The sequence below is a fragment of the Glaciimonas sp. GG7 genome, assembly GCF_052976905.1.
In genome coordinates, this window is the sequence record NZ_JBRIIQ010000063.1 from 1 (window position 1) to 23,433 (window position 23,433).

Consider the following 23,433-nt stretch of genomic DNA (forward strand, 5'->3'; position numbering starts at 1 on the left):
GGGCAGTCGGTGATAGCTTCTCTAAGCGCCCGGTTCATCGAGCACGAATCGATTCGGCGGCGAGCGCAAACGAGTTGTGCCGGGCGGCGGCTTCAAATGCGGAAAGCGCATGGACTGGCGGTAAGCGGGTGGCGATGGAGGATTTGTTTAGCATTGTGCGTGTTGCTTATTTACGGCTAAGACCTGTTGACATTTGCATTTAAAAATTCCGTTCGTACTGAGTAGCCCACAGGGCGTATCGAAGTATACGCATGCGTCGGCGACTCTTCGATACGGCACTGCGTGCCTACTCAGTCCGAACGGACTTAGTAGTACTCACAAGCTTACACATCATTTACCCTCCATTACCAACGGATGATTTTGCCGGGATTCATAATATTTTTCGGATCAAACGCATGCTTCAATGCACGCATACTTTCAATCGCACCTTCGCCATGTTCTTCGATCAGAAAATCCATTTTATGCAGGCCGACGCCATGCTCGCCGGTGCAGGTGCCGTCCATCGCAATGGCGAGCTCCACCATGCGATGATTGATACCTTCGGCACAGGCAATTTCTTCCGGATTGTCGGCATCGACTAACATCAGCACATGAAAATTCCCGTCGCCGACGTGGCCGAGGATGGCGTAGACAACGCCGTGTTGATCGCAATCGGCTTTGGTCGCCAGCATGGACTCGGCCAGACGTGAAATCGGTACGCAGCAATCTGTTGTGATGACGCGTGCGCCGGGGCGCATTTGTAGCAGCGAGAAGTAGGCGTTGTGACGTGCGGCCCACAGACGGGTGCGATCTTCTGGCTTGGTCGCCCATTCGAAACCGGTGGCGTGATGCTCGTCGACCACGGCTTGCACGACTTCGGCTTGTTCTTTGACGCCGTTGTCGCTGCCGTGGAATTCAAACAGTAATAACGGTTTTTCCGGCAAACCCAATTTGGCATTGGCGTTGATGGCTTTGACGCTGTTTTCGTCGAGAAATTCGACTCGGGCAATCGGTACGCCTAGCTGGATGATTTGAATGACGGCGTTGACGGCGTCGCCGATCGTCTCGAAGGAGCAGACGGCGGCAGAAATCGCCTCGGGCTGCGGATACAGGCGCACGGTGACTTCGGTAATGATGCCCAGCGTGCCTTCGCTGCCGACAAAGATGCGCGTCAAGTCGTAACCTGCGGAGGATTTTTTGGCACGGGTGCCGGTTTTGATGATCCGGCCATCGGAAGTGACTACGGTGAGCGCTAAGGTGTTCTCGCGCATCGTGCCGTAGCGCACGGCGTTGGTGCCTGAGGCGCGGGTTGCCGCCATACCGCCTAGCGATGCATCTGCACCCGGATCGATGGGGAAAAATAGCCCGCTATCTTTAATTTCGTGATTAATTTGCTTGCGCGTAACACCGGCTTGTACGGTTGCCGTCATGTCTTCGGCGTGGATCGCCAGCAAGTGATTCATGCGCGACAGGTCAATCGTAATCCCGCCTTGCAGCGCCAGTACGTGGCCTTCGAGCGAGGTGCCGGTGCCGTAGGGAATGACGGGGATGTGATGCGTGTGACAGAGCTTGACGGTGGCGGCGACTTCTTCGGTGGACTCGGCAAAGACTACCGCGTCGGGCAGCATCGGGTCATACGACGATTCGTCGCTGCCGTGATGCTCGCGCATAGCTTGCGTGGTGGAGAGGCGATCTCCGAATAAGGTCTTGAGGTCCGCCAGCAGGGCTTCGGGGAGCGGCTTTTTTAGGGCGGCCATGTTAACTATATGATTCATATGATGTCTCCGTTTGCTTGGATTTTACTCTTCGCTGACAATTGCCGTGGATTTGTTGCGCAATCGTTTGAAGGTGTAAAGTGATGCCCTTCCATTACCACTTATGAGCACTGAATAATCATGGGCAACCGACTCTCAAAAATAGCCACACGTACTGGCGACAACGGTAGCACCGGCCTTGGCGACGGCAGCCGTACCGAAAAAGACAGCCTGCGCATCCACGCCATTGGCGATGTGGACGAGCTGAACTCTCATCTTGGGGTTTTATTGTGCGAGGTTTTACCGGCGGCTTTGCGCGACGATTTGCTGACGATTCAGCATGACTTGTTCGATCTCGGGGGTGAATTGTGCATACCGGGTTATGTGCTGATCAAGGATGCGCAGGTCACGCGGCTCGATACGTTGCTGGAAAAATACAATACGGATTTGCCACCGTTACGGGAATTCATTTTGCCGGGCGGCGCTCGCACGGCGGCATTGGCGCACGTCTGTCGCACGGTGTGTCGCCGCGCAGAACGTAGCATGATTGCGCTGGGCAAGACAGAAACGGTGAATGTGCCGGTGCGGCAATATGTGAATCGGTTATCGGATTTGTTGTTCGTTGTGTCGCGGGTGTTGAATCGTCTGGATGGCGGCAGCGATGTGCTGTGGAAAAATGTGCGGCGTTCGGATGTGTAGACGGCTATAAAAAAAAGCCCCGAAACGACTCTGACGTCGCTTCGGGGCTTTTTATCAACTACGGCGGGCTAGTTCGACGCCGCTACCAAATGCATGACATCTTTACCAAACCGCTGACGAATACTCGCTGCAATTCCTTCCGCATTCAAGCCGCACATCGCCAACAATTGCGTGGCGTCGCCATGATCGATAAAGCGGTCTGGTAAGCCTAAGATCAAGAGCGACTTGACGCATCCGGCGGCGGCCAGTGCTTCGGCCACGGCAGCGCCTGCGCCGCCCATGATTGCGCCTTCTTCGACGGTGACTAAGGCATCGTGGCTGTTGGCTAACGCCAGCAACAACTCAACATCCAATGGCTTGATGAAGCGCATATTGGCGACGGTGGCGTCCAATACGTCGCCAGCACCCAGACTTGGCGCGAGCATCGTGCCGAAAGCCAGAATCGCAATGCTTTTGCCCTGACGACGGACTTCGCCTTTGCCCCACGGCAGCGTGGTCAGGGCTTTGTCGATGACCGCGCCGACGCCTGCCCCGCGCGGATAGCGCACAGCGGCCGGTCCTTTGTAGTGGTAGGCGGTGGTCAGCATCTGGCGGCATTCGTTTTCATCCGAGGCGGCCATGACGACCATATTCGGGATACAACGCATAAAGGCGATATCGTAGTTTCCGGCGTGGGTTGCACCATCGGCACCGACTAATCCGGCACGATCGAGCGCGAAGGTGACGTCCAGATTTTGTAATGCCACGTCGTGGATTAACTGATCGTAACCGCGCTGTAAAAAGGTGGAATAAATCGCCACGACCGGCTTCAACCCTTCGCAGGCGAGACCGGCGGCAAACGTGACGGCGTGCTGCTCGGCGATGCCGACGTCGTAGTAACGCTTGGGAAAGCGCTGCTCAAACTCGACCAGTCCTGAGCCGCCGCCCATTGCGGGCGTGATGCCGATCAGCTTTTCATCCTGCGCGGCCATGTCGCATAACCAGTCGCCAAAGACCTGGGTGTAGGTCATTTTGCCGGAGGTGGCTGGTTTGATGCCTTCGGCGGGATTGAATTTACCCGGACCGTGATACAGCACCGGGTCCGCCTCGGCCAACTTGTAGCCCTGCCCTTTTTTGGTCACGACGTGCAGAAACTGTGGACCTTTGAGGTGCTTGAGGTTTTGCATGGTCGGGATCAGGGATTCCAGATCATGACCATCGATCGGGCCGATGTAGTTAAAGCCCAGCTCTTCAAACATGGTGGCCGGGACGATCATGCCCTTGGCGTGCTCTTCAAAGCGCTTGGCCAGTTGCAACATCGGGCCTGGCAACATGGATTTGCCGACATTCTTGGCTTTGGCGTAAAACTGGCCGGACATCAGGCGCGCCAGATACCGATTGAGCGCACCGACTGGCGGCGAGATCGACATGTCGTTGTCATTGAGAATGACCAGCAAATTGATATCGTCGTAGACCCCGGCGTTGTTCATCGCCTCAAACACCATACCGGCGGTCATCGCGCCGTCACCAATGACGGCAATCGCGTGCCGATCTTCGCCTTTGGTTTTGGCGGCTAGCGCCATGCCGAGTGCGGCTGAAATCGAGGTCGATGAGTGGGCGGTGCCGAAGGTGTCGTACTCGCTTTCGTCACGGCGGGGAAACCCTGAAATGCCTTCGAACTGGCGCAGGGTTTTCATCTGGTCGCGCCTGCCGGTGAGGATTTTGTGCGGGTAGGTTTGATGTCCGACGTCCCAGACGACGCGGTCTTCCGGGGTATTAAAGACGTAATGCAGGGCGATGGTCAGTTCGACCGTGCCCAGATTGGACGATAAATGACCGCCGGTTTGCGAGACCGATTCGATCACGAATGTGCGTAGTTCGTCCGCTAACGGTTTGAGTTGCGCACGCGTGAGCAGGCGCAAGTCGGCCGGACTGTTTATTTTATTGAGTAAATTCATGAGCCTTAAGCTTTCCGCTGCACTATCAAATCTGCCAATTGACGCAGACGCTGCGCCTTATCTCCGAAGAGCGCAACCGCTGCGTGAGCGTCATTGCGCAATTTTTCCGCCAATGCTTGCGATTCGGGCAAACCCAGAATCGATACATAGGTCGGCTTATTATCGGCGGCATCTTTGCCCGCTGTCTTGCCTAACGTGGCCGAATCTGCAGTGGCGTCGAGGATGTCATCCACCACCTGAAACGCTAAGCCGATTGCTGCGCTGTAGGTTTCCAACGCGTGGGTTTCAGTCAGCGACAAGGTTTTGCCGCAGATTGCCCCTAATAGGACTGAAACCCGTAATAATGCGCCTGTTTTCAGGCTATGCATTAATTCGAGCGCATCCAACGATAAATGCAGGCCAACACTATCGAGATCAATCGCCTGACCGCCGCACATGCCGGCAGAACCGGAGGCCTGTGCCAGCAAGCGCAACATGGCGATCTGGCGCGGAGGATCGACATCATCAGTGGCTGCCGACAACACCTCAAACGCCTGCGATTGCAAGGCGTCGCCAACTAAGAGTGCGGTCGCCTCATCAAATTTCACATGTACGGTTGGCTTGCCGCGCCGCAATGCATCGTCGTCCATGCAGGGCATATCGTCATGGACTAGCGAATAGGCATGAATCATTTCAACGGCTGCGGCGGCGCGTTGCAGTATGGCATCGGGCGCATCAAATAATTCACCGGCCGCAAACACCAGCAGAGGCCGCACCCGTTTGCCACCATCGAGCACAGCGTAGTGCATGGCCTCATGCAACCGCGTCGGAACGGCGCTGATCGTGGGCAAAAATGTGGCTAAGGTGGTTTCCATGGCGGATTGAATCTGGCGCATCCAGAGGCCGAATTCTGGGGGAGAGTCGACTGCCGTCATTCTTCAGTTCCGTCGGATTGATCCTGTGCGGTCGCAAAGGGCTTCAACATATCGCCTTCGAGGACTTTGACCTGACTGTCGACCTTGTCGAGCTGCACGGCACAAAATTTGACCAGTTCCGAGCCGCGTTTATAAGCGGCAACGGATGCCTCCAACGGCAATTCGCCGGCCTCCATTTGCGCTACCAGTTGCGCCAATTCAGCCATTGCCTGTTCAAATGAGGCGGGATGGCTGGCAGAAAGTGCATTCTTTGCCATATTTATCGTTAAAACCTGTTCAAAATGATGTTACCCATTCAATCACCGTTCATCCGCATTGGTCCATTGAGGCGCAAAGGGATCAAGGGGGTCATAAACGACGGATTGCAGGTGAGCAAAAGCGGAGGTCCGACCGACTGGACATCCGCTTAAAAGGGTAATACGAGTGTAGCCGTCTATTTTAGTGCAAACAGTTGTAACCCGTTGAATTTCTGGAGGATTATCTGCTCATTTACAGTTAAGCAGAAAAATTTATGTCCGGCTATGGCATAATCGCGGGTTATGTCCGGAATTTCTGTTTGTTGCCATTTATGCACAGATTTTTGCGGATTTTACCTCTCTTAGGTTGGTGCAGATTAATTTGGGGGACAAGAATGTCCGATCTGGCTATTTTGGCCAAGCTGGCCCCGTCTCAGGCGCAGCTCCCGGTGAACGTCTATTTTGACGAAACACTGTTAAAACACGAAATTGAGCAGCTATTTCAACATGGCCCGCATTACGTGGGTCATGCATTAATGGTGCCTGAGGTCGGCGATTACGCCACGCTGGCATCCGAAAATGAAGGCCGCATGCTAGTGCGCAATCCTGAGGGGATCGCGCTGGTTTCCAACGTCTGTCGTCACCGTCAAGCCAAAATGCTGGACGGCCACGGCAACGCGCGCAATATCGTCTGTCCGCTGCATCGCTGGACTTATGACCTCAAGGGTGAATTGATCGGCGCGCCGCATTTCGGCGAAACCCCGTGCATGAATCTGTCCCAAACCCCCTTGCAAAACTGGAACGGTTTACTGTTTGAGCAAAACGGCTTCAATGTCGGTGAAAAGCTACATAATCTTGGCGTTTCCAAAGACCTCGATTTCAGCAACTATTTGTTCGACCATGTCGAAGTCCACGAGTGTGATTACAACTGGAAGACCTTTATTGAGGTGTATCTGGAGGATTATCACGTTGAACCGTTTCATCCGGGCCTGGGCAGCTTCGTTAGCTGCGACGACCTGAAATGGGAGTTCAGCAAGGATTACAGTGTCCAGACGGTGGGCGTCAATCATGGTCTGGCCAAGTCCGGATCGCCAGCGTATAAAAAATGGCAAGAACAGGTGCTCAAATTCAACAACGGGCAGCCGCCCAAATTTGGTGCCATCTGGCTCACACTGTATCCAAACATCATGGTCGAGTGGTATCCGCACGTTTTGGTGGTATCGACTTTGTGGCCACGCGGTCCGCAAAAAACGACAAATATTGTTGAGTTTTATTACCCCGAAGAAATTGCCTTGTTCGAGCGTGAGATGGTCGAAGCCGAACGCGCCGCCTACATGGAAACCTGCGTCGAAGACGATGAAATCGCCCTGCGCATGGATGCTGGTCGTCGGATTTTGATGGACCGGGGGACTAGCGAAGTCGGCCCCTATCAATCGCCGATGGAAGATGGCATGCAACACTTCCATGAGTGGTATCGCAGCAAGATTGCGTTATAAAACTCCCCTGATCTGCTCATTGAATCTGACGTAGCATTCCGCTACGTCGCCCCTCCCCATTTCTATGTTTGTCAGAAGCGCTCTATAATCAAAACACGCCTTTTGCCTCTTGGCAGCGCCAGCACAAACTATTCAAAATGAGGAGATCGCCATGCCCAACAAACATCCCTACACCACCTTAATTTCAGCCGCCAATTTTCTGCACAATATGCAGGAAACAAACTGGATCATCGTCGATTGCCGCCATGATCTGGCCGCGCCTGATGCCGGTCTTGCCGCTTACAACGCCGGACATATCCCACAAGCACGTTTTGCCCATCTGGATCGTGATTTATCGGGGGCCAAACAAGCTGCCGATGGCACTTTCAAAGGTCGTCATCCGTTACCTGAGCAAGATGCCCTGATCGCTACGTTGCGGAGTTGGGGGATTAACGACGACACGCAAGTCATTGCTTACGATGCGCATGGCGGGATGTTTGCGGCGCGGCTATGGTGGCTACTGCGCTCGGTTGGCCACGCATCGGTTGCGGTGTTGGATGGCGGCTTAGCTGCCTGGCAAGCGGAGGGTCAAACACTATCGACCGATACACCAACCGTCACGATGGGCAATATCAGCGTTAAACCAACATTAGTTGCCAGCGTTGATGTGCATAACGTTGTCAACAACCTGACCAACCCGGAGCGCATCTTGGTCGATGCCCGTGCACCAGATCGGTTCCGGGGAGAAAACGAAACCATCGACCCGATCGGCGGCCATATTCCGGGCGCAAAAAATCGTTTCTTCAAAGACAATCTGCAAGCCGACGGCCGCTTCAAACCCGGTCATCAATTGCATGAAGAATTCAACGACATCATCAGCGCAGCCCACACTGCGGTGATGCAATGCGGCTCCGGCGTGACCGCTTGCCATAACTTGCTGGCATTAGAAATCGCCGGTCTGCATGGCGCGGCGCTGTACCCGGGATCGTGGAGCGAATGGTGTGCCGAGCCGAGTCGTCCGGTTGCTACCGGCGCATAAACAGGCATCTTTAAAATGCAACGCGGACCGCTCAACTAGCCGGTCCGCGTACTATTTCAAGTTACTGGCTTCGATCAATGAGGATCAATTAACGCCATGCTCCTTAAACCACGCCAAGGTCCGCTTCCAGCCATCCTTTGCATCTGCCTCGACATAACTCGGCCGATAGTCCGCATTAAATGCATGGCCTGAATTCGGATACACCACGAAGGTCGATTTACTGCTGCCTTTAGCTAACTCGACCTTCATTTGCCCGATGCTTTCCTGCGAAATACCATCATCCTTGGCACCATACAAACCCAGAACCGGTACTTTCAACGACGCTGCAATATCAATCGGCTGCTGTGGATTGAGAGCGCTTTTGTCGCCGACGAGACGTCCGTACCAGGCAGCACCCGCTTTGATTTTTGGATTGTGTGCGCAATACAGCCACGTAATCCGACCGCCCCAGCAAAAGCCGGTAATGCCTAACTTATCGATGTTGCCGCCATTGTCTTTGGCCCATGCCACACAAGCATCAAGGTCGCCAATCACCTGATCGTCCGGCACTTTAGAGACGACTTCTTTGATCAGTTCTGCGACAGAGGCGAAGGCGGCTGGATTTCCCTGACGTACAAACAGATCAGGCGCAATCGCCAAATAGCCGAGCTTGGCAAAACGGCGTGCAATGTCGGCGATATGCTCATGCACACCAAAAATTTCTGAGATCACCAGCACAACTGGTAAATTGGACTTGCCTTGCGGCTGGGCCCGATAGACTGGCACAGTCAAACCGTTCATTTGTATCTCAATCGGCCCGGCGGTGAGCCCGACGGTGTCGGTCTTGATGACCGTCTGAGCGCACACCGGCATCACCGCCGCCGCAAAACCGGTTCCCAGGGCGGCCTTGATGAAGGTTCTGCGATCAACATCGTCGGATAAGCTAGTTTTTGCTACCAGGCTATCGAAATCATTTTTCAAGTTCGGCATTCAGATTCTCCTCAAAAGCGCTAACAATCGGATTGACCGTCAAACGCAAGAATAATAGGACTTACGCAAAACCGTCCCAGCAAGGCAGACCGACGAAGACATTACAACTGTAAGGCTAGGAGGGATAACGCCGCTGGGGCGGTTTTGCGTAAGTCCTAAAATAAGCTTTATCGCAATTTAATGTGCCTCATCCCAATTCTTACCGACCCCGACTTCCGCAATCAACGGCACGCGTAACGCCGCTACACTGGCCATCAATTGCGGTAGCTTTTCACGCACCAGGTCCAGCTCATCCATGGGTACTTCCAGCACCAATTCATCGTGCACCTGCATAATCATTTTGGATTTCAGTTGCTGCGCTTCGAGCCAATCCTGGACCGCAATCATCGACAATTTAATCAAGTCTGCCGCCGTGCCTTGCATCGGCGCATTAATGGCGGCGCGCTCTGCTCCCTGACGGCGCGGGCCGTTGGGGGAGTTGATTTCCGGCAGCCACAAGCGTCGGCCAAATACCGTCTCGACATAGCCTTGCGACTTGGCGCGTAAGCGCGTGTCATCCATGAACAATTTCACGCCAGAAAACCGCATGAAATATTTCTCGATATACATCTGCGCCGCAGCCCGTTCTATACCCAGATTACCGGCCAGACCGAAGGCGCTCATGCCGTAGATCAAGCCGAAGTTAATGACCTTGGCATAGCGCCGTTGCTCGCTGCTGACATCTTGCGCCGCCGTGCCAAAAATTTCAGCAGCGGTGGCCCGGTGAATATCGATGCCGTCGGCAAACGCACGCAGCATGTTTTCGTCGCCCGAAATATGGGCCATGATGCGCAGCTCAATTTGCGAATAATCGGCAGAGACGATCACGCAATTCTCTGGCGCGATGAACGCTTCACGAATGCGGCGACCTTCTGCGGTACGGATCGGAATGTTTTGCAAATTCGGTTCGGTAGAAGACAAGCGCCCGGTGACGGCGACTGCCTGCGCATAATTGGTATGTACGCGCCCGGTGGTCTGATTGACCATTTTCGGCAATTTGTCGGTGTAGGTCGATTTCAGTTTCGCCAGACTGCGATAGTCGAGCAAAATCTTCGGCAGCGGATAATCTTCGGCCAGTTTTTGCAATACTTCCTCGTCGGTCGACGGTGCGCCGGAGGGGGTCTTTTTGATAATCGGCAGTTGGAGTTTTTCGAAGAAAATTTCACCGAGTTGCTTAGGCGAATTCAAATTAAACGGCTGCCCTGCCAATACGTAGGCTTGCTGTTCGATATCGAGCATGCGCTTGCCTAATTCATGCGATTGCGTCCCTAATAAACCGGCATCGATCAAGACGCCGTTACGCTCGATTTTTTGCAACACAACGGCGGTCGGGACTTCAATTTTTTCGTAAATAAAGCGTAGCTTGTCGTCTGTTTCAATATGCGGCCACATCGTTTGATGCAGGCGCAGAGTGACATCGGCCTCTTCTGCCGCATATTCGGTAGCACGCGCAATCTCGACGGCATCGAAACAAATTTGTGCAGCGCCCTTGCCACAGACTTCCTGCAGCGTGATCGTTTTATGGCCCAGATGACGTAACGCCATGCTGTCTATATCGTGCGGTCGGTGCGATTCGAATACGTAGGATTCGAGCATGATGTCGTGCACGATGCCGCACAAAGTCACGCCGTGGTTGGCAAAGATATGACTAATTGATTTTAAATTTCGGCCTAGTTTTGGCTTGCCTGGATTTTCCAGCCACGACTGCATTTTCGCCAGCACAAACTCTCGGGATAACTGCTGTTGCTCTTGATCCTGTGAGCGATGTGCGACAGGAATATAGGCGGCGACACCGGTAGCACAACTGAGCGAAATGCCGACCAGCTGCGTGGTCAATGGATCGCTTGTCGTGGTTTCGGTATCGATGGAGGTCATTTGCGCGGCGTCAATCAGCGCCAGCCAGTGATCGAGTTGCTGCTCGGTCGTGACTGTTTCGTAGTTTGTTGCGACATCGGGAAACAAACTGCTCTGGCCCGGACTTTCCACGGTGGCGGCAACCGTTTCGATAATGCCGACTTTTTCAGCCGTTTTCGGTGCCTCCGGATTGGCTGATGCGGTCCCGCTCATGCTATTCAACTCCCGCAACCAGGTCTTGAAATTGTAGCGAGTGTAGAGGTCGATTAACACGGCATTATCTTGCGCCCCCACGCTCAACGACGCAGGGAAATCCCCCATGTGCGCGCTGAGATCGCAATCGGTCTTGACCGTGACTAATGCCTTGGCCTGTGGCAGCCAGTCGATGGCCTGACGTAAATTTTCGCCGACCGCGCCGCCGATACTGGCCGCATTGGCGATGACGTTATCGACCGTGTCGTATTGCGCCAGCCATTTGACCGCTGTTTTCGGGCCGACTTTGGAGACGCCGGGAATGTTATCGACGGTGTCGCCGATCAAGGTCAGATAATCAACGATGCGATCCGGTGGCACACCGAACTTGGCGACGACACCGGGCGGGTCGAGCTTTTCGTTACTCATTGTATTAATTAATGTCACGCTTTGATTGACCAACTGCGCCAAATCTTTGTCGCCGGTCGAGACCACCGCCGTCATCCCGTGCGCCACCGCCTGCACGGTGAGCGTACCGATGACATCGTCGGCCTCAACGCCCTCCACCATCAAAATCGGCCAGCCCATCGCACGCACAGCGGCGTGAATTGGCGTAATCTGTTTCACTAAGTCCTCAGGCATGGAAGCGCGGGTTGCTTTGTACTCCGTGTACATATCGTCACGGAAAGTTTTCCCTTTTGCGTCGAACACGCAGGCAATGTAAGCTGCAGGGTAGTCAAGTCGTAGACGGCGCAGCATATTTAAGATGCCGTACAACGCGCCGGTTGGCTCGTTGGCGGCATTACGCATGTCGGGCAAGGCATGAAAAGCCCGATAAAGATAACTGGAACCATCAACTAACAGCAGGGTTTTTTGCATATGGATATGGAATCGAACGGAAAAAATGTGCCGCGGTTGCGGCAAGTGACAGACATCGAACGCGCTACTTCCAAGAAGGCGCGCGAATCGTGGCATATGTTCACGATTATGGCAGAGTTTATTGAGTCAACGGAGCGCCTCTCAGAGTTGCATCCGGCGATCTCGATCTTCGGCTCGGCGCGGATTAAAGAAGACAATCCGTATTACGCACTGTGTTCAGATATCGCCCGACGTTTTTCAGACGCGGGCTTTGCCGTCATCTCCGGTGGCGGACCGGGCTTGATGGAGGCGGCCAACCGTGGCGCGTTTGAAGGTAAATCGCCCTCCGTCGGCCTCAATATTGAATTGCCGCACGAACAAAGCAACAATAAATGGCAGGATATCTCGTTGAGTTTTCGCCACTTTTTTGCACGTAAAGTTGCGTTCGTACGCCATGCGGATGCTTATATTGTCTTGCCAGGCGGCTTCGGCACGATGGATGAACTCACAGAAGTGCTGACGCTGATCCAGACCGGTAAATGTCGACATATCCCGATTATTCTCGTTGGCAGTGAATTTTGGGCCGGTCTGCTCAGTTGGTTCCGTACTCAATTGGTCACAACCGGCATGATCGCGGAAAAAGATCTGGATCTGATTCAGGTCATTGATGACCCTGCGGCAATTGTGGACGCAGTCTTCGATTTTTATGACAAGGGCGAAACATCGCTGGCCGACTCGGCCGAGCGCCATACCGATACTGGCGCATTGCTGTAATTCACCGATAGATTCATCGATGGAATGAGTGTTGTAAATAAATAGGCGTCAGGACCCAAGGCTAAAATCTTGCGCCCTGACTCCGCAGTCGGTTTGTTACAATGCGTAATTGTATTACGCTGAGTTTTCCCAGCTAACCACCGCACAACTACGGCATCCAAAAACCATGAATAACCTCAAAGTCTGGCAAATCGCGACCTTCTGCATGGCGATGAGCGCGATAACAGCGCCACTTGTGCATGCACAACAACCGGCAAATACCCCAAACCCGGCAACGCTTGCACCGCCGCCACCAGAACTTGAAAATCTGGAAGTCGGCGAAAAACCCGCTATTACCATCCAAAACAACAATATCCGAAAAGAAGACGCCATCACCCAACAGCGCCAGCAAGGCGTCGTTACTGACGTTCAAGTGCAAAGCGGTGGCAGCACTTATCACATCAAACCCCGGCAAGTCGGTACTTCTATGCCCGGCGACACGCCAAGTGCCCCGGCAAACGGTGCGCAATGGGTCATCAAAGAATTCGATTGGGGCCAAAAGAAAGAAAAGCCTGCAGCCCCCGGGCAAGGACAGGCCGTTGATAATAAAACAGCGCCTGCGCCGCCCACTCCAGTGCAATAAACACGGCACTTTATAATACCGATGCGGAGCAAAGATCCCCGGTCTTTGCTCCGCATCGGCACACATAGCAGGTCATTTCGACGCGACTCCGACTCTCATTTTTTGAACGTTCCTCATGGCAGTATTTACCCCAGTCAGTCTCGACGACCTCAACAACTGGCTTCCCCAATTTCCTTTAGGCAAAGCAACGGCGATCAAAGGCATTTCGTCCGGTATCGAAAACAGTAATTTCTTCATCTATACCGAAGCCGGCGAATACGTACTGACGATCTTTGAACAATTAACCTTCGAACAATTACCGTTTTACCTTGAACTGATGCGCCATCTGGCCCAGCGCGGCGTAGCAGTGCCCGCTCCGATTGCGAATCGGGAAGGGGCAATACTCAATGCGCTGCATGGCAAACCTGCGGCGATCGTCAGCAAGCTCGATGGCGAATCTCAAATGTCGCCCGGCCCGGCGCATTGCCATGAAGTCGGGGCGATGCTGGCAAAGATGCATCTGGCGGCGCAAGATTTCGCTATCGTTCAACCGAATTTGCGCGGCCTTTCATGGTGGCGTGAGACGACACCACGCGTCTTGCCGTTTTTACCTGAAGAAACCCGGCAATTGCTAGACGCCGAAATGCAGTTTCAGGAAACCTTTGCCGCCTCTCAGACGTATAAGAACTTACCAAGCGGCCCGGTGCATGCTGACCTTTTTCGCAACAATGTGATGTTTGATGGCGACCGGCTATCGGGATTTTTCGATTTCTATTTTGCCGGATGCGATACCTGGCTGTTCGACCTCGCCGTCACCGTCAATGACTGGTGTATCGATGTCGATAGCGGTGAGCTTGACCTCGCCCGGGTCACGGCAATGCTGGAAGGTTACCGTGCCGTGCAACCCTTTAGCATCGATGAACAATCCGCCTGGCAACCCATGTTGCGCGCTGCTGCATTGCGCTTCTGGCTATCCCGACTGTATGATTTTTATTTACCTCGCACAGCAGAAATGCTCACGCCCCATGATCCGACGCATTTTGAACGGATTTTAAGATTACGCATCGCTCACCCGGCTCCGGCCCTGTTCTGATAATGGAAAAATTGCCTGCAAAAACCGGCTGGATTTGGGTCAAAAGCGGCTTTGCGCTGTTTCGACGACAGCCTGCCGAAATCTCCACCCTATTCCTCGCCTACATGTTCATCATGCTTGCCGTCGGGATCATCCCGGTGCTGGGTCAGCTGCTGCCGCTGGTTCTGATCCCGGTATTTTCGATGGCGTTCATGCAAGCCTGCGTCCAGATCGAAAACGACAAACGCGTCTACCCAAACGTATTGCTGACAGGATTTCGCTCACCCGCGCTGAAACAGTTATTGTTACTTGGTTGTTTGTATCTGCTGGCAGCCATTATCGCCGTCGCTGCTTCGGCACTCATTGATGGCGGTGTCTTCTGGGAAGCGATGACGGGACAAATCCCGCTTGACGCTAAAACGGCGCAAGAGTCCAACATGACGCTGGCAATGATGTTTTCGGCAGCCGTCTATGTCCCGTTTGCGATGGCATTCTGGTACGCCGCACCGCTGATTATGTGGCAAAAAATGGGGGTCATGAAGGCTGTTTTTTATAGCTTTTTTGCTGTTCAGCGCGAAACCAAAGCGTTTCTGGTCTACGGACTGGCATGGATGCTTTTCGGTGTGATATTACCGGCCATCGTCAGCGTCATTATCGCGCTGGTGGTCGGCAGTGCATCGATTACACTCATGGTGCTGTTGCCGCTATCGATCGTGCTCACAGTGGTGATGTACTGCTCGTTTTATCCAACGTATACCACCGTATTTGGCAAACCTGATGTGGCCGATAAACTAGCCGACAAGTAAATATCAACATACCTTACATTTTCTGAGTTCATCAGGGAATGTAAGGTGCTACAAATCCTTCGGCCATATCCTTGGTTGACGCCTGCACACTCATCCCAACACTTCCACAACTGGCCTCTTCGGATTACCAGCGTTACGTTTGCAACAACGCCGCCCCAGTTCATTCAAAAGTCGCATCAACATCAGGCACATCTATGCCTGATTCATCAAATATTATTCATATTTAGCATTTTTAAATGTATTTGTATGAATCTTCATGAACGAAATCAGTGCATACACGATCCCTAAACAAGATCTGCATGATTTCTTACGGGTAATGCGGTCGCTGGTACTTTCACTCAACGCAGGCATCCGGAGCAATCTATTCAATGCGACTAAGCCATTACATCGCCCCTCCTCAAAAACATCGCCAATCAGAGACATATCTTTCCAATCGAACACATCAATCCTTTCGAAAAGTTGATCCCTCACTGAACTTCAATCTTCGTCAGCCCCTGGACAGGGTGCTGTTTGCGCTCTCTTTTATGAGTGCGGTCAATTGCGTAAATGAAAAAGATCACGTCAACGCCAATCGCCGTTGTGCGACAAGCCAAAAACAAACGCTACAGGAAGCATTAGCAAAAGCCATGCGTGGAGAGGAGCTAAAAAATACCGTTAAAGCGCAGATCCAAACCAGAACAGAATCGGCAACGAACACGGGGACGGATGCAGAATCCGCCGAAAAGACCGCACAAACCACTAACACTGACAATAGGGATAAGAAAGCCAGTCTCGCTACGACACGCGTGCTCAGAACACCCATCGTTCCTCACGCACCCCCCCTACCTATCCCGCTCGCGGCATTCAGGAGCAGCCTGCCGCCAGGCTCGTCTGTCAATCCCATAAAAAAACCAGCGTCCTCAGCAATAGCGATGGTACTTACCGAGCGTAACAGACTCTCTTCGTATCGCGCCGGAATCTGGCCAGATTTGATGAATATGGCTACGCATCAACCAGCCGCCAGTTACGTGCGCGTAAAATCCGACGGCAAAGGCGTCTTATTTCCCGGTATTGACACAGCACCGCTACAAAACTCACGATCATTGACTGAGGTGATGCAAAGTGGCACTACAACCACCCCGAAAATTGCGCAACGAGAATCGCTAACGGCCTTCTTTGACCGGATAAAGGATGACCACCCTCATCGACCCGACATCCGCAACGACCTTATCAACGTAACGTTTAATCGCGGGGTGGTAAGGCAATATCCCCTTAGACAAGTCATCACAGGACGATTTAACGACCAAAGCGTATTTTCATGGAAGTATCCTGTCGACTATCCTGACATCCTCAGAAATCGAATTGATATCCGCATGCAGGGGCTTCCAGACGTCACCAGGCACGTCGCCCCATCTCCTCTCCAAAAGCAACTACTCCACCCTTATCTCAAACTGGAGCTAATGTTCCAGCTCGCGGAGAACGCTATCGTCGATAAGATTATTGACGACTACAACGCGCAACATCCCGAAGCACTATCCACGCTAAAAAGTACCGATATCGTGGAGGTTCGCGCTCAGGAACATCATCTTTCGCTCTATTTGGGGAAACTTAATCTGATGGCGCTGGGCTGGGATTGGATCTCTGCAAGTAAAAAAGAGTACCAATTCAGCGTTGCCCGGATCGCGGGGAACGCGCATTTAGCCACCCTCGACGACTCACATTTCTTTTTCGACGTAAAGTTTCCCGGAAATCAACCTGCAGCACTGATCAACACGCTGGAACATGCTGGCGCGCTGCTGAAAACCGGTTTAACCGAGAACTTCAATCGCTTCATCAAAGATGAACCGGCCATGAGCGGGCAACGAAAAGCGCTGGAACTGATTTACAACTATCGACTACTCAATGTTCTTGCTGCGATAACAAATACGAGCAACACCACTACGTCAGCCGCACCAACGGCGACGGTGGGCTTCACGTGTCCTATCAATGTCATGGATGACGGAACTGATCACGTCATGAACGACCTTCTCACCAACAGCACCCCGCAGGTCCGTGCGCTGGTTGCAACATTGAAAAGCGAACAACCACCCCAAAGAGCTTTCCTACAACGTAAATATGCAGACAAGCCGTATGGCATTCATCTCCTGGTGGGAACTGTCAGCGTCCCTTATCGCAATGAGGTCACGGGCAAGCTGAGCGGGAATCTGCTGATCGACCTGGAGACGTCCGCATTTTATGATCTGCCCCTTATCACCGCACCAAGGGAGGCGGCAAATTATCGGGATCCGATCAGAAACGAAATGCCCGACACGCCAAAGTTCAAGATGTTCATCAAGAATCACCTGAGCGCAAATGCACGCAAGAGGCTGGAACCGGCACGTCTGGAGAACTTCCCGAAACCTACCATTCTTAGCAAACAAGCTTTACCTACGCCGCTCTCCATCATCTCAACTGATGGGCGGATAAACTGGCTAAAAAAGCAGGCAGGAATGCTATTTGGCAATAGCGACAAAAAAGAAATGGGAGCGCCGCTGATCTTCAAGGACATGCCCCAAATACACCAACTGAAAGAGCGGGGATTCACACGCTATATCCCCGGCATCAACCTGGAAGGACTGACGAAATCAGAATGCCAGGCGATCGTGATACAGAACGGTTATCTGGTGCGGATGGAAAAAGACATCGGCACCGAGAGCATGACCCTCGACCAGATAGACCGACGGCATCAACTCAACCTTCTCATCTCTGGATTAGAAGCGACGGCGATGACGTTGAGCGCGGGCAGTGGCATTGCCGCGACTGTTCCGATCAAGGTCGCACTGGCAGCATACGCAGTGCTCGCCGAAACGACGGCCATTTCGCTGAAGGTGGCGCTGATATATGCGTTGGAGACGCGAGAAGAAGTCCGGGAGATGCTCGTCGACATTCTGGTACAGGCCTTTATGCTACCGATCGGAGCGTTGCTTGACATCAAGGATATTGCCGCCGCGATCCGCGTTATTTCTCGACTAAAGAATACCGCGACACTGAGCCAAGACGCGCTCCAACAACTCAGGCAACAAAAACAATGGCTGTTCGACAATGGGCTGACCACGGAGCAGGTTGATGGATTGGAAGCGCGACTGAGAACACTCGGACATGCTGTTGATGGGATGATCGGCGGCGCACCTGGTCCATCTAAAATAATAGGAAAGGGCAGCAGCGTCATTGACCCGCTCAAGTCGCCACTTCCTGAGATACCCGTTGAAAATCTGGCGCTAGGATCGACCGAACTTAGAATACGCGCCAGCCAAAAATTCGATGACATCATCGAGACGTTAAAAAATACGAGGGGTCTTCACCGCATCGGCCATCTGCCCAATGCCAAGGCGTTAAATAACCTGTTTCCTCTGGACGGCGCTCGCGCTGTAGGGCCGCTGGGGATACGCACAATGGCAGACATCGATACTGCAATGAAGTACACAAGCGAGATAAAAAATAGCAGATGGAACCAACACTATTGGGAACTGTTCGATCAGCTGACAACCATCGATGCATTTCAGACACTTACCCCAGCGCTCAAGTTGGAGTCCCTGGGAAAGCTGCATGACAGGTTGAAAAATATGGTGTATGCAAACCGCAAACTCAACGGATCGAAAAGAATGCCCGAACTTATTCTGCTTTTGTCAGAAGTGGAAACTGCGCTGTCGATTGTGAGGGGTGAAGGCCTGTTTGTCGTCTTAATTTCAAAAGGCAATCTTCAGGCAGGCTATCGTCATATCGATCACAAGTTAATCCAGTATTTTGCAAAATCATCGGATGGCAGCACTGCCGCAAATAAACGGCTCATCGCTAGTTTTCATGGGTTTTACAGGGATAGCACCAACATGATTGCATTACCCTCCGGCTTGAAGGTGAGCATGTTGGCACCACACGATCTACCGCTTAAAGACCCTTCGCTCAGCTATATTATCAAGTCAAATAATTGGCAGGCGTATGTCGATATCCGAGGAAACATCGCAACGCCAAATGAATTTAAAAAAATCAAAGAGGGGATCAAACATCAACCGGAACAGACGCAATTTGACAAAATAGGACAAGGAAATGAGAGGCCGATTGGAGCACCGGGGACACCGGATGTCGCTCCTGTCCCGGGCGATGATATTCGTAATTATGAATACGTCTATTTCGAAAACGATCCGACGCCAAAGGAGATCACGCAAATAATAGTCGATCAAAATACCATCGCCAAATCCGCCCAATCGCCTGACATTGTCGGCGCTGACGTTCTGACGGCGCATCCGAACATTCTCGACCCAAGATACGACGAAACCGACCAACTGAGTATGAAAGACATCATTACGCTTCACAATGAAGGCAAACTGGTAAATGCCGATGGCGAACCTTACGAAGAAATCGTATTTTCACATTGCCGAAGTCATGCGCTTGAAAGAGATGACGAGATGTATAGCTATCTGGTTGACGAGAGTGCGGCTATTGAAGAGGGTGTGGCAAAGGGGCTGGTCCCCCTCGATGTTTTTGAGAGCACTCTGAAATTTCAAAAAACAAACTACGTCATCGCAACCATTCGGACCGGGACTATTTTGGTGCGCCCGACAGTCGATATATTGCGTCGGATAAAAATGCTTAGCGCTGACATTGCTACTTGCGCATAAATAAACGGTGGTGAGGAATGTAGCCGCCCTCACCAACTTTTACGATAGCACGCCAGAAAAACATCAGACCTTTTCGAGCTTAGCAATTCCCAAATCCAGTAATTTCATACCGTGCTTGCCAAAGTTAATCTGAGCACGCGCGCCGTCGCTATCGCCTTCGATATTGACAATCACGCCTTCACCGAATTTTTGATGCGCGACGCTTTCACCGATGCGCCAGCCGACGTCTTTTTTAGCAAATTTGTTGGCAATACTATTGGCCCCGGTTTGCGGTGTATCCACCCACGCCGCTTTCGGATGCGCGAACCAATTATTTTGCTGTGGCGGTTTGAGTTTCGGCGACAACCACTTGAGCGACTCTGGCGGCAACTCATCGAAAAACCGCGAGCGCAGGTTGTAACGGGTCTGCCCGTGCAGCATGCGCGTCTGTGAAAAACTCATATATAAACGCTTTTTGGCACGGGTAATGGCGACGTACATTAAGCGCCGCTCTTCCTCAACGCTGGCGTCTTCTTTTTGCGAATTTTCGTGCGGGAACAACCCCTCTTCCAGACCGGTAATAAATACCGCCTCAAACTCCAGTCCTTTGGACGAGTGAACCGTCATCAATTGCAAGGCATCCTGTCCGGTCTTGGCCTGATTATCCCCGGCCTCCAAAGAAGCGTGCGACAAAAATGCCGACAGCGGCGACATGATCAGCGCCAGTTGCGCATCCGCATCGATAATCTCAACGCCATCGGCGGTCGTGATCAACGATGCTGCCAATACATCAGCCTTAGGACCCAGCAGCGCCGGTGCATCCGCGCCAAAACCTTCTTCAGAGACGAACTGGGTCGCCGCATTGACCAGTTGCTCCAGATTCTCGATCTTGTCCTCGCCCTCTCTCTCAGTCTGATAATAGGTAATCAAGCCACTCATATCGAGCATCACCTGCACCATCCCCGGCAACGGCAATTGCTGCGCCTCGAACCGGGCACCCTCGATCAATTTGAGAAATGCGCCCAACGAAGTACCGGCTTTGCCTGGCACGTACGGCACTGCCGCATACAACGACAGATCGTGCTGTTTTGCCGCATCCTGCAAGTGTTCCAGCGCACGCGCACCAATCCCACGAGTCGGAAAATTCACCACCCGCAAAAATGCCGAATCGTTGTGTGGGTTGTCCATCAGTTGCAAATAGGCGATCCCATGTTTGACTTCGGCACGCTCAAAATAGCGTTGACCGCCATACACCCGGTAAGGAATACCGGCGGCAACCAACGCATGCTCAATCACCCGCGATTGGGCGTTGGAGCGATACAGGATCGCAATTTCACTCTCAGTAATGCCCTCGTTGATGAGGCTTTTCGCCTCTTCAACGATCCACTGCGCTTCCAGCACATCGCTGGTGGATTCGTAAATCCGGATCGGCTCACCATGCCCGGCATCCGTGCGTAGGTCTTTACCGAGGCGCTTACTATTGTTGGAGATCAGCATATTGGCGGTATCGAGAATATGACCATGCGAGCGATAATTTTGCTCAAGCTTGATCAGATTTTCGACCTTAAATTCGCGCTGGAATGTACTCATATTGCCGACATTGGCACCGCGAAATGCATAAATACTTTGATCGTCATCGCCCACCGCAAAGACCGCACCGCCGGGTCCGGCCATCAGTTTTAGCCACTTGTATTGCAGATCATTGGTGTCTTGAAATTCGTCGACCAGAATATGTTTAAAGCGGGCTTGATAATGCTCACGCAAGGGCTGATTGCGGACCATCAATTCATACGTACGCAATAACAATTCAGCAAAATCAACCACGCCTTCACGCTGGCATTGCTGATCGTAGAGCGCGTATAACTCGACAAATTTTCGGTTGTAATCATCATTGGCCTCGACCTCGTGCGCGCGCAAACCCTGATCTTTTGCGCCATTGATGAAGTACATCAAATTGCGCGGCGGATATTTTTCATCATCAATATGGAGCGACTTAAGCAGGCGCTTGATGGCCGACAATTGGTCTTGCGAATCCAGAATCTGAAAGGTCGATATCAAACCGGCATCTTTGTAATGCGCACGCAACAAACGATTACAGAGTCCGTGAAACGTCCCTATCCACATACCGCGTGTATTGATCGGCAACATTGCCGAGAGCCGCACATTCAACTCTTTGGCCGCCTTATTGGTAAATGTGACCGCCAACACGCCAGCGGGCGAAACTTGTCCGGTTTGCACCAGCCACGCAATGCGGGTAATTAACACGCTAGTCTTACCTGAACCGGCTCCGGCGAGAATCAAGGCGGGTTGGGCCGGCAAGGTAACTGCGGCGAGTTGTTCTGGATTGAGGTTTTGGAGGAGTTTTTGCATCCCGCCATTATATGCCGCGCCGATACCGTTGAGAGCGTGCAAGATCTGAGGAGATTGACAGACGTTGGCGGGAAATCGCTTTTCCAGGATTATGCACGCCGGAAAGGACTTGCCCGCTTCCGCTTAATCGGCCCGTACTGAAATCGGGCCGGGTCGAAGCCGACGCGCTGGGTCAAGAGTTCATCGCCGTCGATACGCTCTGCCAGACTCTCGATGTCGGGCTTTGACACGCCGATCTGCGCGAAATGCTCCTGCCAGGTGTTCACGATCGCAATGACTGCGACCACTTCAGCCGCAGCCTCAGCGGAAAGCAGGCCGAATGCCTCGCACTGCGACATCGCGTTTTCAAGCGTCGATTCGCGGCCCTGGATACCGCAGATGAACTCCTGAAATCCTTGCCCTGAGTTCGTAGGAAGGACATCGTAAGCCGGTGCCAGCTTCAGGCGACCATTTCCGAACGGGTTCACAACCAGCAGCGAGTGATTCTTCTCATGGTCATCGGTGTTGTCGATCAGAATATTGAAGACCATGCGACGAAACAGCTCGCGTGCATCGCTCTGATTGGTGTCGTCTTGCGTGATGCCGACACGGCGGAGAATTCGCGCCAACTGGGGATACCCCATTTCGGGTTCGTCGCCGGACGCAGTGGCTGCGCGGATGGCGGTACCTGCTGAAATACTATGTATGCGCCGACCCGGCTCGCGATCAAAGCGACGAATAGCGATAGCGTTCGCGCCTGCGAGGTGGATGATCCGGGTTTCTGCCGTGGTAATGCCTGCGCGCCTGGCAAGCGTCATCGTCGCATGCTCGATAAGCGGCGTGTCGACCGGTTCGCCGTTAAAAAACTTGATGACCCACTGCGTATCGTCGATGTCGATAAGTGCCTTTGGCTTCGCGCCGCCGAGGCTACCGCCAGCGCGGATAATCTTCGCCTCCAACGCGCTAATCGGCTCCGAGGCCTCAATCTTTAAAGCGACCTCACTGAGCTGTTGCGCATCCTCAAGTCGAGGGAGCGGACTCGCAGCTTGCGCACTGTAGGTGCTTGACGACGTAGAAACGCCGAGCGCACCGAAGCGGTCATCACCAGCGTAATAGAGATATTCCATCAGAGAAAGGCGCTTGGGCTTGACCACGAAGCGGATGACCTTCTCGCCCCAACGGTCCGGACGCGCGTCGTCGACCGCACCGACCGCGCGCGCCGCATCGGCTGTCAAACGGCCTGGCGGCAAGAACTCGGTGTCGATGAGCGGCA

16 protein-coding genes and 1 pseudogene are annotated in these 23,433 nt (G+C 53.0%); 8 read left to right on the plus strand and 9 right to left on the minus strand.

What is annotated here, in order from left to right:
- Nucleotides 1–46 precede the first annotated feature (46 nt).
- Nucleotides 47–136: pseudogene (locus tag ACVBEF_RS14360) on the minus strand (LysR substrate-binding domain-containing protein); the annotation flags it as partial.
- 208 nt (nucleotides 137–344) lie between these two features.
- Complete coding sequence (locus ACVBEF_RS14365; RefSeq protein ID WP_447124623.1) at nucleotides 345–1,754, minus strand: FAD-binding oxidoreductase; 1,410 nt, start codon at nucleotides 1,752–1,754, stop codon at nucleotides 345–347.
- 120 nt (nucleotides 1,755–1,874) lie between these two features.
- Here ACVBEF_RS14365 and ACVBEF_RS14370 point away from each other — a divergent pair, with 120 nt between their 5' ends.
- Nucleotides 1,875–2,432: a cob(I)yrinic acid a,c-diamide adenosyltransferase gene (locus ACVBEF_RS14370; protein ID WP_447124624.1), complete on the plus strand. Its 558-nt coding sequence runs from the start codon at nucleotides 1,875–1,877 to the stop codon at nucleotides 2,430–2,432.
- 68 nt (nucleotides 2,433–2,500) lie between these two features.
- Here ACVBEF_RS14370 and dxs read toward each other — a convergent pair whose 3' ends face one another.
- From dxs to ACVBEF_RS14385, 3 genes are read right to left on the minus strand one after another with little or no spacing between them, the layout of a single operon-like run.
- Nucleotides 2,501–4,369: a 1-deoxy-D-xylulose-5-phosphate synthase gene (gene dxs, locus ACVBEF_RS14375; protein ID WP_447124625.1), complete on the minus strand. Its 1,869-nt coding sequence runs from the start codon at nucleotides 4,367–4,369 to the stop codon at nucleotides 2,501–2,503.
- A gap of 5 nt (nucleotides 4,370–4,374) precedes the next feature.
- Nucleotides 4,375–5,283 carry a polyprenyl synthetase family protein gene (locus tag ACVBEF_RS14380; RefSeq protein ID WP_447124626.1) on the minus strand — a complete coding sequence of 303 codons (909 nt, stop codon included), beginning with the start codon at nucleotides 5,281–5,283 and terminating at the stop codon, nucleotides 4,375–4,377.
- Nucleotides 5,280–5,540 carry an exodeoxyribonuclease VII small subunit gene (locus tag ACVBEF_RS14385; protein ID WP_447124627.1) on the minus strand — a complete coding sequence of 87 codons (261 nt, stop codon included), beginning with the start codon at nucleotides 5,538–5,540 and terminating at the stop codon, nucleotides 5,280–5,282. The genes ACVBEF_RS14380 and ACVBEF_RS14385 overlap by 4 nt, the downstream gene beginning before the upstream one ends.
- Nucleotides 5,541–5,914: 374 nt before the next feature.
- Here ACVBEF_RS14385 and ACVBEF_RS14390 point away from each other — a divergent pair, with 374 nt between their 5' ends.
- Both ACVBEF_RS14390 and ACVBEF_RS14395 read left to right on the plus strand, forming a co-directional pair.
- A complete protein-coding gene (locus tag ACVBEF_RS14390; protein ID WP_447124628.1) occupies nucleotides 5,915–7,015 on the plus strand; it encodes an aromatic ring-hydroxylating oxygenase subunit alpha in 1,101 nt (366 codons plus the stop codon).
- A 151-nt stretch (nucleotides 7,016–7,166) separates the two neighbouring features.
- Nucleotides 7,167–8,033, plus strand: coding sequence for a sulfurtransferase (locus ACVBEF_RS14395; RefSeq protein ID WP_447124629.1), 867 nt, complete (start codon nucleotides 7,167–7,169; stop codon nucleotides 8,031–8,033).
- A gap of 84 nt (nucleotides 8,034–8,117) precedes the next feature.
- Here ACVBEF_RS14395 and ACVBEF_RS14400 read toward each other — a convergent pair whose 3' ends face one another.
- Nucleotides 8,118–9,002 carry a dienelactone hydrolase family protein gene (locus ACVBEF_RS14400; protein ID WP_447124630.1) on the minus strand — a complete coding sequence of 295 codons (885 nt, stop codon included), beginning with the start codon at nucleotides 9,000–9,002 and terminating at the stop codon, nucleotides 8,118–8,120.
- A 177-nt stretch (nucleotides 9,003–9,179) separates the two neighbouring features.
- A complete protein-coding gene (gene polA, locus ACVBEF_RS14405) occupies nucleotides 9,180–11,966 on the minus strand; it encodes a DNA polymerase I (RefSeq protein ID WP_447124631.1) in 2,787 nt (928 codons plus the stop codon).
- 6 nt (nucleotides 11,967–11,972) lie between these two features.
- Here polA and ACVBEF_RS14410 point away from each other — a divergent pair, with 6 nt between their 5' ends.
- From ACVBEF_RS14410 to ACVBEF_RS14430, 5 genes are all read left to right on the plus strand, one after another.
- Nucleotides 11,973–12,719 (plus strand): LOG family protein, encoded by a 747-nt coding sequence (locus tag ACVBEF_RS14410; protein ID WP_447124638.1) that lies wholly within the window; start codon nucleotides 11,973–11,975, stop codon nucleotides 12,717–12,719.
- A gap of 166 nt (nucleotides 12,720–12,885) precedes the next feature.
- Nucleotides 12,886–13,341: a hypothetical protein gene (locus tag ACVBEF_RS14415; RefSeq protein ID WP_447124632.1), complete on the plus strand. Its 456-nt coding sequence runs from the start codon at nucleotides 12,886–12,888 to the stop codon at nucleotides 13,339–13,341.
- A gap of 115 nt (nucleotides 13,342–13,456) precedes the next feature.
- The gene (locus ACVBEF_RS14420; protein WP_447124633.1) at nucleotides 13,457–14,413 is read left to right on the plus strand and encodes a homoserine kinase; all 957 of its coding nucleotides are present in this window, start codon (nucleotides 13,457–13,459) and stop codon (nucleotides 14,411–14,413) included.
- 2 nt (nucleotides 14,414–14,415) lie between these two features.
- On the plus strand, nucleotides 14,416–15,198 hold the full coding sequence (locus tag ACVBEF_RS14425) for a BPSS1780 family membrane protein (RefSeq protein ID WP_447124634.1): 783 nt from the start codon (nucleotides 14,416–14,418) through the stop codon (nucleotides 15,196–15,198).
- A 368-nt stretch (nucleotides 15,199–15,566) separates the two neighbouring features.
- On the plus strand, nucleotides 15,567–19,832 hold the full coding sequence (locus ACVBEF_RS14430; protein ID WP_447124635.1) for a putative adhesin: 4,266 nt from the start codon (nucleotides 15,567–15,569) through the stop codon (nucleotides 19,830–19,832).
- A 63-nt stretch (nucleotides 19,833–19,895) separates the two neighbouring features.
- Here the strand turns inward: ACVBEF_RS14430 and ACVBEF_RS14435 are convergent, their stop codons facing one another.
- Complete coding sequence (locus tag ACVBEF_RS14435; RefSeq protein ID WP_447124636.1) at nucleotides 19,896–22,181, minus strand: UvrD-helicase domain-containing protein; 2,286 nt, start codon at nucleotides 22,179–22,181, stop codon at nucleotides 19,896–19,898.
- An 89-nt stretch (nucleotides 22,182–22,270) separates the two neighbouring features.
- The coding region (locus tag ACVBEF_RS14440; RefSeq protein WP_447124637.1) for a type II toxin-antitoxin system HipA family toxin at nucleotides 22,271–23,433 on the minus strand (1,163 nt) is incomplete at its 5' end.